Source organism: Streptomyces sp. NPDC058001 (assembly GCF_042886315.1).
Taxonomy (GTDB): Bacteria; Actinomycetota; Actinomycetes; order Streptomycetales; family Streptomycetaceae; genus Streptomyces.
Window position 1 is genome coordinate 204,246 of the sequence record NZ_JBHVQT010000009.1, and the last position, 13,056, is coordinate 217,301.

A 13,056-nucleotide genomic window follows, 5' to 3' on the forward strand; every position below is an offset into this window, starting at 1 on the left:
GTACGACGGCGGGCGAGGCGACGGGGACGCTGTGCCCGTCGCGGCCGAGGACCTGCCCGCGCTGCGGCGCCGCATATCCGCGGTGCTGATAGCCGGGCAGATACTCGGCGGGCTCGGGGTGGCCACCGGTATCGCGCTCGCGACGGTGCTCGCGCAGCAGGTCAGCGGGACGGAGTCGCTGGCGGGACTCGCGCCGACGGCCATGGTCGCCGGTACCGCGGTGCTGTCGATGCCGCTGGCCGCGCTGATGACCGCGCGGGGACGGCGCCCCGGGCTCGTCCTGGCGTATCTGATCGGCGCGGTCGGCGGCGGGCTCGTGGTAGTGGCCGCCGCGCTGGGCAACTTCCCGCTGCTGCTCGTCGGCATGGCGGCGTTCGGCGCGGCCTCATCGGCGAATCTCCAGTCCCGGTTCGCGGCGGCCGACCTCGCCGAGCCGCAGCACCGGGCGCGCGCGATCTCGAACGTCGTGTGGGCCACCACGATCGGCGCGGTACTCGGTCCGAACATCGCGGCGCCCGCGGGCCGCAGTGTCAGCGGTCTGGGCATACCAGCGGCGGCCGGGCCCTTCCTGTGGGCGTCGGTGGTGTTCCTGCTGTCCGCGCTGCTGGTCGCCGTACTGCTGCGGCCCGACCCGCTGCTGACCGCGCGGGCGCTGGCCCCGGCCGACGAACAATCGCCGGCGGCGCGCTCGTTGCCGGCCGGGTTCGCGGCGGTGACGGCGTCGCCACGCGCGCGACTGGCGCTGGTGACGGTCGCCATCGCGCACACGGCGATGGTCTCGGTCATGTCGATGACACCCGTCGCGCTCGGACACCACGGGGCGGGCATCGATCTGATCGGGCTGGTCATCAGCGGACACATCGCGGGGATGTACGCGTTCTCGCCGGTGATGGGACGGCTGTCCGACCGGTTCGGCAGGATCTCCGTGATCGGTCTCGCGCTGGCCCTGCTGGCGTGTGCCGCGCTGCTCGCGGGCACCGCGGGCCCCAGTCACCCGCAGACGGCGGCCGGACTGTTCCTGCTGGGTCTGGGCTGGTCGGCCGCGCTGGTGTCGGGCTCCGCGCTGCTCACGGACTCCGTGCCGCAGCCCGCGCGGGCCGCCGCGCAAGGGTTGTCCGACCTGACGATGAACACGGCAGCCGGCGTCGGGGGCGCCACCGCGGGACTCGTGGTCGCCGTGGCGGGCTACGGCTGGCTCAACCTCGCCGCGGCCTGTCTGCTGCTGCCCCTGGGCGCGCTGGCGCTGTTCACGCGGCGCCCGCCCGGAGGGGCCCTTCCTAAAGGCTGATGTGGTACGCCTTGCGCAGCGTCTCGTGCACCGTCCAGGTCGTACGGTCACCCTCGCGCAGGACCGCCGCGTCTCCGGGGCCCACGGTGATGACGTCGCCGCCCTCGACCTCAATGGTGGCGCGTCCGCTGACGACCACGAAGAGTTCGTTCGCCTCCGTGTCGGTCACCACGCCGGGCGTGATCTGCCAGATACCGCGCAACTGCTTGCCGTCGGCCGACTCCCACAGGACCTTGCCGCTGACGACCGGGGTGCCGGAGACGATCTGGGCCGGATCGAGCGGCTCCGGGTCAAGGACGACATCCGGAATGTGCACGGCAAATGAGGAAAGAGTCTGATCATTCGTGTTCATGGCCGGTCACCTTAGCGGGGCGGTCGGCCCGTCCCGCGCCCGGCCCTCGCGGCATTCCGATGAGCGCTCCATCGGCTCAGCCGTCGCGTCGCCGGTCGGAGTGTCCGACACTGGAGGGGTGGATGGGGCGGAGTGCCGCATCCCGACGGCCGGGCCCGCACCGGGCGGCCGGACCGGCACAGGGGCCGTTCCTCGGCGACCTGGCGGTCATCGGGTAGGTATCGCCGCGAAGGGTGGCCGTACCGCTCACGCGGTAGCACACTCCGCCGTACGCACAGCCCAACGGGGATCCGGACCATACGGAGCCGAAGGGACGGCGAACAGCATGACCGACAACAGGGCAGTCGCCTATCTCAAGCCGGGGACGGTCGAAGTACGGACGATCGAGTTCCCGACGCTGGAACTTCATGACGGGCCGGGAGTGGCTCCCGCGAACGTCGGCCGCAAGTGCCGGCACGGAGTGCTTCTCAAGGTGCTCGCCACCAACATCTGCGGCAGCGACCAGCACATGGTGCGCGGTCGCACCACCGCACCCGAGGGCCTGGTCCTCGGGCACGAGATCACCGGCGAGGTGATCGAGCGAGGGCCGGACGTCGAGTTCATCAATGTGGGCGACGTCGTCTCGGTGCCCTTCAACATCGCCTGCGGCCGGTGCCGCAACTGCAAGGAACGCAAGACCGGAATCTGTCTGAACGTGAACCCGGCACGCCCCGGAGCGGCATACGGCTATGTCGACATGGGTGGCTGGGTCGGCGGCCAGGCCGACTACGCGATGGTCCCGTACGCGGACTTCAACCTGCTGAAGTTCCCCGACGCGGACCAGGCACGCGAGAAGCTGCTGGATCTGACGATGCTGTCGGACATCTTCCCGACTGGCTTCCACGGCGCCGTCACCGCGGGCACCGAGGTGGGCTCCACGGTGTACGTGGCCGGAGCGGGCCCGGTGGGTCTGGCCGCCGCCGCAGCCGCACAGCTCCTGGGCGCGGCCGTGGTCATCGTCGGTGACCTGAACGCGGAGCGGCTGGCACAGGCCCGTAGCTTCGGCTGCGAGACCGTGGACCTGACGCGCGGGACCGTGGAGGACCAGATCGCGGAGATCCTCGGTGAGCCGGAGGTCGACGCGGCGGTCGACGCGGTCGGCTTCGAGGCGCGGGCACACGGCAAGGACACAGAGGAGGCGCCGGCGACGGTGCTGAACTCGCTCATGGGTGTCACGCGCGCGGGCGGCGCGCTGGGTATTCCGGGGCTGTACGTCACGGACGACCCGGGCGGCATCGACCAGGACGCGCGGAGCGGCACGCTGAAGGTGCGGCTGGGCCTGGGCTGGGCGAAGAGCCACCAGTTCACGACGGGGCAGTGCCCGGTGATGCAGTACAACCGGGGCCTGATGATGGCGATCCTGCACGACAAGGTGCACATCGCCAAGGCGGTCAACGCGACGGTCATCGGCCTGGAGGACGCCCCGCGCGGGTACGCCGAGTTCGACCAGGGAGCGAGCCGCAAGTACGTGCTCAATCCGAACGGAGCCCTGGACTCGGCCCGGCCCGTCTGACGAGCCTGTCCGGGAACGGCTCGGGAGGAACACGCCACGCGCGCGTGGACGACGCCAAACCGTCCCGCGCGCGTAGGCGTGTGTCTACGCGCGCGGGGCGTTCACGCGTCGTCCTCGTCGTAGTGCCGGGCCTCGAAGATGTTGCCGTCCGGGTCACGGAAGTAGAAGCTGCGGCGGGCCTCGCCCCGGGCACCGAAGTCGCCGTACGAGAGGTCCGACAGCGCGACGCCCCGTTCCTCCAGGCGCGTGCGCAGGGTCGTGAATCCGGCTTCGGTGAGCGCGACGCAGACATGGTTCACGGGGTGTCCCGCGCTGTCGGCGGCGCCCGGGACGACGTTCATGCGGGGGGCGAGGGTCAGCGGGGTGAGGTCGAAGATGGTCTCGTCGTTGAGCCGTACGGAAGGAAAGGCGAGCCTCCCTTCGATGAACTCCGTCAGCCGCAGCGGGGTGAGGCCCAGCACGCTCTCGTAGAACTCGGCCGATGCGACCGGATCACGTACCCAGAGGACGACATGGTCGAGGCGTGCGATGTCCGTCATGGTCACCAGGCTGCTGCCGGACGTCCCGCCTCGCAAGGGTTCGGGTCCTGTCGGGTGCCTCGTACGGGTTTGCGGGGGTGCCGCGCCCGCCAGGGATGACAGTGGGTTCATCGGATGGAAGTGACGGGAGAGGCGGGAGCACTGTGGTCCTGGTCGTGTCCGACGAAGTACGGGAGGCACTCGACGCGCGGCGGCCGGTGGTGGCGCTGGAGTCGACGATCATCGCGCACGGGCTGCCGCGCCCGCGCAATCTGCGGGTGGCACGGGAGCTGGAGGAGGTGGTCCGCGCGCAGGGCGGTGTCCCGGCGACGATCGCCGTCCTGGACGGGCGGCCCCATGTGGGCCTGGACAAGGAGCAGTTGGAGCGGATCGCCAACGAGGACGGCATCCGCAAGCTCGGCCACCGCGACCTGCCGCTTGCCGTGGCGAGAGGCGCCAGCGGGGCGACCACGGTCTCCGCTACGGCCCTCCTGGCCGCCCGCGCGGGGGTACGGGTCTTCGCCACGGGTGGCCTCGGCGGGGTGCACCGGGAGTGGACGGTGACCCAGGACGAGTCCGCCGACCTGGGGCTGCTCGCGCGGACCCGGATCACCGTGGTGTGCGCGGGCGTGAAGTCGATCCTGGACGTCCCGGCGACCCTGCAACGCCTGGAGACCCTGGGCGTGACCGTGGTCGGCTACGGCACCGGGCGGTTCCCCGGCTTCTATCTGTCGGATTCGGGTCACCCGGTGGACTGGACGCTGGAGTCGCCCGCCGAGGTCGCGGACGTCATGCGCGCGCAGGACGCGGTCGGAGGAATCGATTCAGCACTGATCGTCGCGCAGCCGGTGCCGGAGTCGGAGCAGCTCGATCCCGCACTCCACGCGCGCGTGCTCGACGAGGCGCTGGCGGCGTGTGCCGAGCAGGGCGTGACGGGTCAGGCCGTGACGCCGTTCCTGCTGGACTATCTGGTGCGGCACACGGCCGGCGCGTCCCTGAGCGCGAATCTGGCCGCCGTGCGCGGCAACGTACGTCTGGCGGGCCGGATCGCGGCGGAGTGGGCGGCGGGATGACGGGGGCGCTGCTGGTCGTCGGCGATGTGGTCACCGATGTCGTCGCCCGGCATCGCACCCCGCTCGCGCCCGGCACCGACACGTCCGCCGAGATCCGTACGCTGCCGGGCGGCGCCGGTGCCAACGTCGCCTGTTGGGCGGCGCGCGGGGGCGGCACGGAGGTGCGCCTGCTGGGGTGCGTGGGGGCCGATTCCGCGGCCTGGCACGAGCGGGAACTGTCCGCCGCCGGTGTACGGCCGCTTCTGGTCGTCGACCCGGAGGCGCGGACCGGGACGGTGATCTCGCTGGTCGACGGGGGCGCGTCGGCGGAGCGCACCTTTCTCACGGACAGCGGGGCGTCGCTGCGGCTGTCGGCGGACGACTGGTCGGCGTCGCTGCTCGATGGGGTCGGGCGGTTGCATCTTTCGGGGTATCTGTTCTTCGCCGAGCGGACCCGCACGCTGGTCGGGGCGGCGCTGTCGTCGGCCCGCGCGCGGGGTGTGCCGGTGAGTGTGGATCCAGCGTCGGCGGGGTTCCTCACCGAGCTGGGCGTGGAGCGGTTTCTCGCGCTGGCCGAGGGCGTCGACCTGTTGCTGCCCAGCGAGGACGAGGCACGGCTGCTGACCGGGCAGCCCGATCCGGCGGACGCGGCGGCGAAGCTGAGCCACCTTTTCCCTGCGGTCGTGGTGAAGCGGGGCGGGCGGGGGGCGCTGGTGGGGCGCGCCGGTGAGGTGCGCGACCGGGTTCCCGCGGTGTCGGCGGTGCGGGCGCGGGACTCCACGGGCGCGGGGGACGCCTTCACCGGCGCCCTGCTCGCCGCGTTGCTCGCGGGTGCCTCTTTGGTGGACGCGGCGGCGGAGGGGTGCCGTGCGGGGGCGCGGGCGGTGGCACGGGTCGGGGCCCGACCCCCTTCTCCGATGGAACCGGGATCGCCTGCTCCCCCGTGATCGCCTGCTCCCCCTCGATCGCCTGCTCCCCCGTGGTCATTGGCGGTTCAGCCGTTGCGTCTTGGGCCCCGCATGTCAGCGGCCCCGCGTGTCAGCCCTTGCGTCCCCACGCCGAGACCAGGGGTGCCGTCGCCAGGTCCATGGCGCCGGCCGCGACATGGGCGAGGTGGCGGTCGATGTCCTCGTCCGTGGCGAGCCGGGCCGCCACGAGCCGCTCGCGGATCTGCCGGATCGTCGCGGTCTCCAGGGCGGAGCACGCGGCCGAGGACAGCGGGAAGTAGCCGTCGGCCGCCACCCGGTGCAGCCCTGCCTCGCGCAGCAGCCGCGGCAGCCCGCGCGCGTACGACAGGTCGGCGCCGCGCTCCGCGAGCAGCTCGCGGAATCCGCGCCGCAGCCGGTTCGCCAGTTCCTGGGCGGGGCCGTGCTCGTCGGGGCAGGCGAGCGGCTGGAGCATCGGGTCCGCGTCCTCGACGAGCAGCCGGCCGCCGGGACGGAGCGCGCTCACCATGGAGCGCAGCGCCCGTTCACGGTCGGGCACATGGACGAGGACGAGCCGGGCGTGCACGAGGTCGAAGTCCTCGCCGGGCGGTTCGTCGGCGCCGACGTCGTGGCGGAGGATCTGGACGGGCTGCCGTGCCGCCGAGGTCGCCCAGGAGGTGTCGATGTCGGTGGCGAGCACCTGGCCGGTCGGGCCGACCTTCTTGGCCATCCAGGACACCACCGATGTACCGCCCGCGCCCACCTCCCAGCACCGCCAGCCCAGCCCGATACCGAGCGCTTCGATGTGCCGGAAGGTCGTGGGGTCGAACAGCGAGGCGAAGGCATCGAAGCGCCGCCCCGCCTCGGCCTGCCCGTTGTCGAGAAGATAGCCATCGGTTCGCGTCATGGCCAGATCATCCCATTTATCTGTTCTGACCTGCATGCCATGGGGCTCGCATTGCTGAACGGAAGGCTCCGTTCCCACAGGTTGCGGGCACTCTTTTCCGGAGGTCGGCAGTGACTGGCAGACTTTCGCCAAGTCGCAAGTCCAACGCGAGGAGCCCGACATGTCGATGACGGACAATCTGCGGAAGGTCGGCAGCCTCCGTGGTGTCGGCAGCCTCCGGAAGGTGGCGCGCCTGACCCGCCGCCGCCCCCGAGTCGATCTCAGTCACCCCGTCCGGTCACCGCTCGGCTCCGCGGTGGTCAACTGTGTGACGTACCACGACGGTGTCCGCGGGCCGGGCGGGCGCGATCTCGTGGACGCCGTCGAGCGGGTGCGCAAGTCCGGTGACGGATTCGTCTGGCTCGGACTCCATGAGCCGACGGAGCATCAGTTCGCGGGCATCGCCGAGCTGTTCGACCTGCATCCGCTGGCGGTCGAGGACGCGGTGCACGCCCACCAGCGCCCGAAGGTCGAGCGGTACGGGGACACGTTGTTCGCCGTGCTCAAGACCGTCTGCTATGTGGAGCACAGCGAACTGACGGCGACCAGCGAGGTGGTCGACACCGGTGAACTCATGGTCTTCGTCGGCGAGGACTTCGTCATCACGGTGCGGCACGGACGGCATGGTTCGCTCGGTCCGGTCCGTGAGGCACTCGAAGCCGATCCGCAGCAGTTGGCGAAGGGGCCGGCCGCGGTGCTGCACGCCGTAGCGGACCAGGTCGTCGACGACTATCTCCAGGTCACCGACGCGATGCAGGCCGACATCGACCAGGTGGAGTCGGACGTGTTCGCCGAGGGCGGGGCGCGCGTCGACGCGGGCCGTATCTATCAGCTCAAGCGTGAACTCCTGGAGCTGAAGCGGGCCGTGGTCCCCCTCGACCGTCCTCTGCATGTGCTGGCGACCCAGCCGATGCGCACGGTCGCCCCGGAGATACAGGCGTACTTCAGGGACGTCTCCGACCATCTGCTGCGCACCGCCGAACAGATAGCCGCCTTCGACGAACTGCTGAACTCGATTCTCCAGGCCCACCTCGCCCAGGTGACGGTCGCTCAGAACGAGGACATGCGGAAGATCACGGCGTGGGCGGCGGTGATCGCGGTACCGACGATGGTCTGCGGGATGTACGGCATGAACTTCGACCACATGCCGGAACTGCGGTGGACCTACGGGTACCCGATGGTGCTGACGGTGATAGCGGGAATCTGTCTGTCGCTGTACCGAGGGTTCCGGCGCAACGGCTGGCTGTGACGCGCCGGCGGAACTGGGTGCGCCGGGGGCACCAGGACGCCACTGTCTCCGCCGGGGGTATGGCCCGTCACGTCCGCCAGGGGCGCGAGCCATCACATCGGCCTGAGCAAGTCACCGCGCTACCAACACCAACACCACCACCACGTCAGGCGGTCAGCGCCAGGACGAACGACACCGAGGCCGCGAGCGCCGCACCCGTACGGATGTGGTTCCACCGCGTCCACTCACGTGCCCATGTCTTCCAGTACGCGACACTCTCCGGCCCCTCGGGGTCGACCTTGTCCAGGGCGTCGTTGCGCGGGAAGTGCGCCACGACACTCACCCCGAAGGAGCCGAACAGATAGAGCCCGCAGCCGATCAGCGCCTCCACCGCACCCTGGTCGGGCCACGCCACGAACGTCATCACGGCGACCGCCGCACTCAAGAGCGCCCCGCCCATGAACACCAGCATGAAGCCGGGACTCGGCGCCGCCTTGTTGACCGCCTGCATCGCCGCGATGCCCTGGGCGGGCGGCAGCGCGGTGAGCCCCTTCATCACGAACGTCGAGAACGCGTACAGCGCCCCCGCGGTCAACCCGCAGGTGATCGCTCCCGCCAGCGTCAGCACCAAGTACAGCCCGTCCATTACGACAACTCCCGCTTCCGTGAAGGGCGCGACCCCATGAAGAACCCGATCTTGCATGCCGCCCGATCCGTCCACCAGTCAATTCCCTCGGCCCCGTTCAGCCCATGGCCCAGACCCGCACCCCCATAAGCACCCGTCTCAGCCGCGCCCCGGGAGCCTCCCGCCCCGGCCCGTCGGCTCCCGCGCCGTCGCTCGCCGGTCACGCGGCATCATGGGCACCGTGCGACTCGATGCGATCACCTGGGAACGGCTCGGCGACGCCCTCGCCGAACGGCTGCTCGACCTGGAACCGGACGACGGCAGTCCGTGGCCCCGCGTCGCCTTCGACGGAGCCCCCGCCGTTCGCCCGGACGAGCTGGCGCAGCGGGTCGCGGACGCCCTGCGGATACGTGGTCGGTCCGCCCTGGTCGTCGGAACCGAGGGGTTCCTGCGCCCCGCGTCGCTCCGCTTCGAGCACGGGCGCGAGGACGCCGACTCCTACTACGACGGCTGGTTCGACAGCGCGGCGCTGTGGCGTGAGGTCTTCGGTCCGCTGGAGAGCGGCGGCACCGGCCGGGTCCTGCCCGACCTCTGGGACCCGGTCACCGACCGCGCGACCCGTAGCCCCCATGTGCCCCTTGCCGCCGGTGGGTTGCTGTTGCTGCACGGTCCGTTTCTGCTGGGCCGCTGGTACCCGTTCGACCTCACCGTCCATCTGCGTCTGTCACCCGGCGCCCTGTCCCGCCGTACACCCCCCGACCAGCACTGGACCCTCCCGGCCTTCGAGCGGTACGAATCCGAGGTGGACCCGGCCGGGACGGCCGACGTTCTCGTACGCGCCGACGACCCCCGGCACCCGGCCTGGCACGGCTGACGATCCCGCAGCGGGTGCGCGCCTCTCGGGGCGCGGCGAGAATGTAGGGCGCCGGGACTAGCGACGCCGCCCGCGCCGCGCCGGCCGTCCGGCACCGGGAGGTACGCCATGACCACCGCCGGAGACATCATGCACCGCGGCGCCCAGTGGATCCCCGCCCACGAGACCCTTGATCGCGCCGCGCAGTTGATGCGCGACCTGAACGTGGGGGCGCTGCCCATCAGCGACGAGAACGAGCGACTCTGCGGCATTCTCACCGACCGCGACATCGTGGTCGGCTGTGTGGCGATGGGCCACGACCCGGCCAAGGTCACCGCGGGCGACCTGGCCCAGGGAACCCCGCGCTGGGTCGACTCGGGTGCCGACGTCAGCGAGGTACTCCATGAGATGCAGGGGCACCAGATCCGCCGGCTTCCGGTCGTCCAGGACAAGCGACTGGTCGGCATGATCAGCGAGGCGGATCTCGCCAAGCATCTGTCCGAGGACCAGATCGCCACCTGGGTCGAGAGCGTCTACGCCAAGTCGCGCTGACCTCCGGGCCCTGGCGCGCTCCCCCGGCCGACGTGTCGGCCCGGCTCCCGGCCGACCTGGCTGACCTGGCTGACATGGTCGTTCCGGGGGTTCGGCGGGGGCCTGCCTGTGGGGCATGCCAGTGGGGCGGGGCGGACGTATCGTGGCCGGAGAGCGTTCGTGAGGGAGACGGCGATGGCCGACCCCAAGGGTTTTCTCACCACCTCCCGGCAGGAGTGGCCGCGCCGCCCGGTCGAGGAGCGGGTCCGGGACTGGGACGAGGTGTATGTCCCGGGGGCGCTGCTGCCGATCATCGCCGCGCAGGCCGATCGGTGCATGGATTGTGGGGTTCCGTTCTGTCATCAGGCGTGCCCGCTGGGGAACCTGATTCCGGACTGGAACGATCTGGTGGCCCGTGACGACTGGCGGGCGGCGAGTGAGCGGCTGCACGCGACGAACAACTTCCCGGAGTTCACCGGGCGGCTCTGTCCGGCGCCGTGCGAGGCGGGATGTGTGCTGGCGATCAACCAGCCCGCCGTGACCATCAAGAACGTCGAGGTGGCGATCGCGGACCGGGCGTGGGAGGAAGGTTTCGCGGCGCCGCGCCCGCCGGACCGGCTCTCGGGCCGGACGGTGGCCGTGGTCGGCTCGGGCCCCGCCGGTCTGGCGGCGGCGCAGCAGTTGACGCGGGCCGGTCACACGGTCGCGGTGTACGAGCGGGACGACCGGGTCGGTGGGCTGCTGCGGTACGGGATTCCGGCGTTCAAGATGGAGAAGCGGCATCTGGAGCGCCGGCTCGGGCAGATGCGGGCGGAGGGCACCAAGTTCCGGGTGGGTACGGCGGTGGGGCGGGATGTCGGGGCGGACGAGTTGCGGACCCGGTACGACGCCGTGGTGCTCGCGACCGGTGCCACGGCCTGGCGTGAACTACCGCTTCCCGGGCGGGAGTTGGCGGGTATCCATCAGGCGATGGAGTATCTGCCGCTCGCGAACCGGGTGGGTGAGGGCGACCTCGGGGTTTCGCCGCTGTCGGCGGCCGGACGGCATGTCGTCATCATCGGCGGCGGGGACACCGGCGCGGACTGCCTGGGCACGGCGGTGCGGGACGGCGCGGCCTCCGTGACCCAGCTCGACATCTATCCGCGCCCTGAGGAGGAGCGGTCCGAGGACGAGCCGTGGCCGACGTATCCGAAGGTGTACCGGATGTCGGGTGCGCATGAGGAGGCCCGGGATCTGACGACCGCGCCGCTCGCGGACGCGGACGCCCGGCTGTTCGCGGCGTCGACCCTGCGGTTCGTCGGGGACGCGGCGGGGCGGGTGAGCGGGCTGCGGCTGACCGGGGTCGACGAGTGCCGCCGCCCTGTTCCGGGGACCGACCGGACGCTGCCCGCCGATCTGGTGCTGCTCGCGCTCGGTTTCTCGGGTCCCGAGCGGCACGACGGTCTGGTCGATCAGCTGGGGCTCGTCCTGGACGGCAGAGGGACGATCGCCCGGGACCGGGACTTCGCGACGAACGTGCCCGGGGTCTTCGCCGCCGGGGACGCGGCGCGCGGCCAGTCCCTGGTGGTGTGGGCCATCGCCGAGGGCCGGTCGGTGGCGGCGGCCGTGGACCGCCATCTCACCGGCACGGACCGACTGCCGACCCCGATCGGACCCGAGGACCGCCCGATGACGGCATGACCGACACCACGGGCCCCCGGCGACACCAAGACGCCACCCCCCGACGCCCCCGACGCCACCCTGGGGACCGTCACCCGGGACCGCCGGCCAGGACCGCCGCTCCCGAACGGACCGCCACTCCCGTACCCACTACCTCGGCCCCCGCTACCTCGACCCCCGCGCCCCCGACCCCCTCACCCCAGGCCCCCGCGTCCACATCGGCCGCGGCTTACTCGTGTCCACAGTTCGGAGGCGGCCCGCGTCACTGGAGCAGGAAGTCCGCATCGCCCGCCTTGGCCCCCTGGATGAACGCGGTGATCTCCCCGCGGGTGTAGATCAGGGCAGGCCCGTCCGGATCGGCGGACTGGCGTACGGCCACTCTGCCGTCGGCCAGCATCATGGCCTCGACGCAGTTGCCGCCGTTGCCACCGCTCCAGGGCTTGTGCCAGCCCTCGCTGCCGAGTTCACGGGCGGGCATACCGTTGTATATCCCGGGTCGATCCATTCACAGCTCCTTGCGGAGATCCCGCAGGATCTCCTTCGTGCGATGTGCTGTGGCGGCCTGAGCCGCCATGCGGTCCATGACCTCCAGGTGGGTTGCCACCTCGGTGCGTCCGTCGAGATAGACGGCGCCGGTCAGGTACTCGCTGTAGACCATGTCGGGCAGTTCCGGCACGGCGAAGCGGAACAGCACGAAGGGCCCGTAGGTGCCGGGGTGCGGCCCGGCGGCGAACTCGGCGATCTGGAGCGTCACATTCGGCAGCTTCGCGGCCTTCAGGAGCTTGTCGATCTGGTCACGCATCACCTCGGGCCCGCCCGCCTGGCGGCGCAGGGCGGTCTCGTCCATGACCACCCACAGTCGCGGTGCGTCCTCACGGGTGAGCAGGTCCTGTCGCTGCATCCGCAGGTCGACATGGCGCTCTATGTCCTCGGGACTGGTCTGGCCGACCGCTCCGGAGAGCATCACGGCGCGGGCGTAGTCCTTCGTCTGGAGTAGTCCGGGAACGAAATGCGGCTCGTACGCCCGGATGAGGCTCGCGGCGCCTTCGAGGCTCACGTACATCGAGAACCAGCCGGGCAGGATGTCGTGGAAGCGCTGCCACCAGCCGGGCAGATTCGCGTCCTCCGCGAGCGTGACGAAGGCGTCGGCCTCCTCGTCGGAGACGCCGTACGACTTCAGCAGAAGCTGGAGATACGGGATCTTGAGCGCGACTTCGGCCATCTCCATGCGGCGCACGGTCGCCGGGGCGACACGGAGGACCTTGGCGGCCTCCTCACGCTTGAGGCCGGCGCGTTCCCGCAGGTCCTGGAGGCGTCGGCCGAGTACGACCTGGCCGACAGTCGGCGCGGACCGCGGTTCGCTCACGTCCACCTCCAGACAGTCATGATGATCACGGCAGCACAAGGACGCGACCCAACTGGGGCCGCGTGGCGTGCTGTTGCGAGCAGTGTGCCATGGGCGCCCGCCGGGGCACACTGCACTCTGCATATTTCAGAGTGCCACTTGCCAAGTGTTCACGGCGGGG

General features: G+C 71.2%; 14 protein-coding genes. 8 read left to right on the forward strand and 6 right to left on the reverse strand.

Translation table 11 applies throughout. From position 1 onward, the window contains the following. Positions 1–31 precede the first annotated feature (31 nt). Positions 32–1,288, forward strand: a complete 1,257-nt coding sequence (locus ACFVT5_RS23655) for an MFS transporter (protein WP_389891933.1) — start codon at positions 32–34, stop codon at positions 1,286–1,288. Here the strand turns inward: ACFVT5_RS23655 and ACFVT5_RS23660 are convergent. After that, a complete protein-coding gene (locus tag ACFVT5_RS23660; RefSeq protein ID WP_389891319.1) occupies positions 1,278–1,640 on the reverse strand; it encodes a cupin domain-containing protein in 363 nt (120 codons plus the stop codon). The two genes, ACFVT5_RS23655 and ACFVT5_RS23660, sit on opposite strands and share 11 nt — an antisense overlap. A 325-nt stretch (positions 1,641–1,965) precedes the next feature. Here ACFVT5_RS23660 and fdhA point away from each other — a divergent pair, with 325 nt between their 5' ends. Beyond that, positions 1,966–3,192 carry a formaldehyde dehydrogenase, glutathione-independent gene (fdhA, locus tag ACFVT5_RS23665; protein ID WP_389891322.1) on the forward strand — a complete coding sequence of 409 codons (1,227 nt, stop codon included), beginning with the start codon at positions 1,966–1,968 and terminating at the stop codon, positions 3,190–3,192. A 101-nt stretch (positions 3,193–3,293) separates the two neighbouring features. Here fdhA and ACFVT5_RS23670 read toward each other — a convergent pair whose 3' ends face one another. Then, positions 3,294–3,731 carry a VOC family protein gene (locus tag ACFVT5_RS23670; RefSeq protein WP_389891325.1) on the reverse strand — a complete coding sequence of 146 codons (438 nt, stop codon included), beginning with the start codon at positions 3,729–3,731 and terminating at the stop codon, positions 3,294–3,296. Between the two features lie 143 nt (positions 3,732–3,874). On the opposite strand from ACFVT5_RS23670, the gene ACFVT5_RS23675 reads away from it, so the two are divergent. Further along, positions 3,875–4,783, forward strand: coding sequence for a pseudouridine-5'-phosphate glycosidase (locus ACFVT5_RS23675; RefSeq protein ID WP_389891328.1), 909 nt, complete (start codon positions 3,875–3,877; stop codon positions 4,781–4,783). Then, the gene (locus ACFVT5_RS23680) at positions 4,780–5,709 is read left to right on the forward strand and encodes a carbohydrate kinase family protein (RefSeq protein ID WP_389891331.1); all 930 of its coding nucleotides are present in this window, start codon (positions 4,780–4,782) and stop codon (positions 5,707–5,709) included. Before ACFVT5_RS23675 ends, ACFVT5_RS23680 begins: the two co-directional genes overlap by 4 nt. Positions 5,710–5,800: 91 nt before the next feature. Here the strand turns inward: ACFVT5_RS23680 and ACFVT5_RS23685 are convergent, their stop codons facing one another. Then, the gene (locus tag ACFVT5_RS23685; protein WP_389891334.1) at positions 5,801–6,595 is read right to left on the reverse strand and encodes a methyltransferase; all 795 of its coding nucleotides are present in this window, start codon (positions 6,593–6,595) and stop codon (positions 5,801–5,803) included. 160 nt (positions 6,596–6,755) lie between these two features. Here ACFVT5_RS23685 and ACFVT5_RS23690 point away from each other — a divergent pair, with 160 nt between their 5' ends. Next, positions 6,756–7,883 (forward strand): magnesium and cobalt transport protein CorA, encoded by a 1,128-nt coding sequence (locus ACFVT5_RS23690; RefSeq protein ID WP_389891337.1) that lies wholly within the window; start codon positions 6,756–6,758, stop codon positions 7,881–7,883. Between the two features lie 145 nt (positions 7,884–8,028). Here the strand turns inward: ACFVT5_RS23690 and ACFVT5_RS23695 are convergent, their stop codons facing one another. Beyond that, a complete protein-coding gene (locus ACFVT5_RS23695) occupies positions 8,029–8,508 on the reverse strand; it encodes a DUF1772 domain-containing protein (RefSeq protein ID WP_389891340.1) in 480 nt (159 codons plus the stop codon). A 211-nt stretch (positions 8,509–8,719) separates the two neighbouring features. Between ACFVT5_RS23695 and ACFVT5_RS23700 the strand changes: the two genes are divergently transcribed. From ACFVT5_RS23700 to ACFVT5_RS23710, 3 genes are all read left to right on the forward strand, one after another. Next, a complete protein-coding gene (locus ACFVT5_RS23700; RefSeq protein WP_389891343.1) occupies positions 8,720–9,361 on the forward strand; it encodes a uridine kinase in 642 nt (213 codons plus the stop codon). A gap of 108 nt (positions 9,362–9,469) precedes the next feature. After that, complete coding sequence (locus ACFVT5_RS23705) at positions 9,470–9,892, forward strand: CBS domain-containing protein (RefSeq protein ID WP_389891346.1); 423 nt, start codon at positions 9,470–9,472, stop codon at positions 9,890–9,892. Between the two features lie 174 nt (positions 9,893–10,066). Beyond that, on the forward strand, positions 10,067–11,551 hold the full coding sequence (locus ACFVT5_RS23710; protein ID WP_389891349.1) for a glutamate synthase subunit beta: 1,485 nt from the start codon (positions 10,067–10,069) through the stop codon (positions 11,549–11,551). A gap of 241 nt (positions 11,552–11,792) precedes the next feature. Here the strand turns inward: ACFVT5_RS23710 and ACFVT5_RS23715 are convergent, their stop codons facing one another. Continuing rightward, positions 11,793–12,035, reverse strand: a complete 243-nt coding sequence (locus tag ACFVT5_RS23715) for a DUF397 domain-containing protein (protein ID WP_389891352.1) — start codon at positions 12,033–12,035, stop codon at positions 11,793–11,795. Then, positions 12,036–12,896, reverse strand: a complete 861-nt coding sequence (locus ACFVT5_RS23720) for a helix-turn-helix domain-containing protein (RefSeq protein ID WP_389891355.1) — start codon at positions 12,894–12,896, stop codon at positions 12,036–12,038. Between the last annotated feature and the right edge of the window lie 160 nt (positions 12,897–13,056).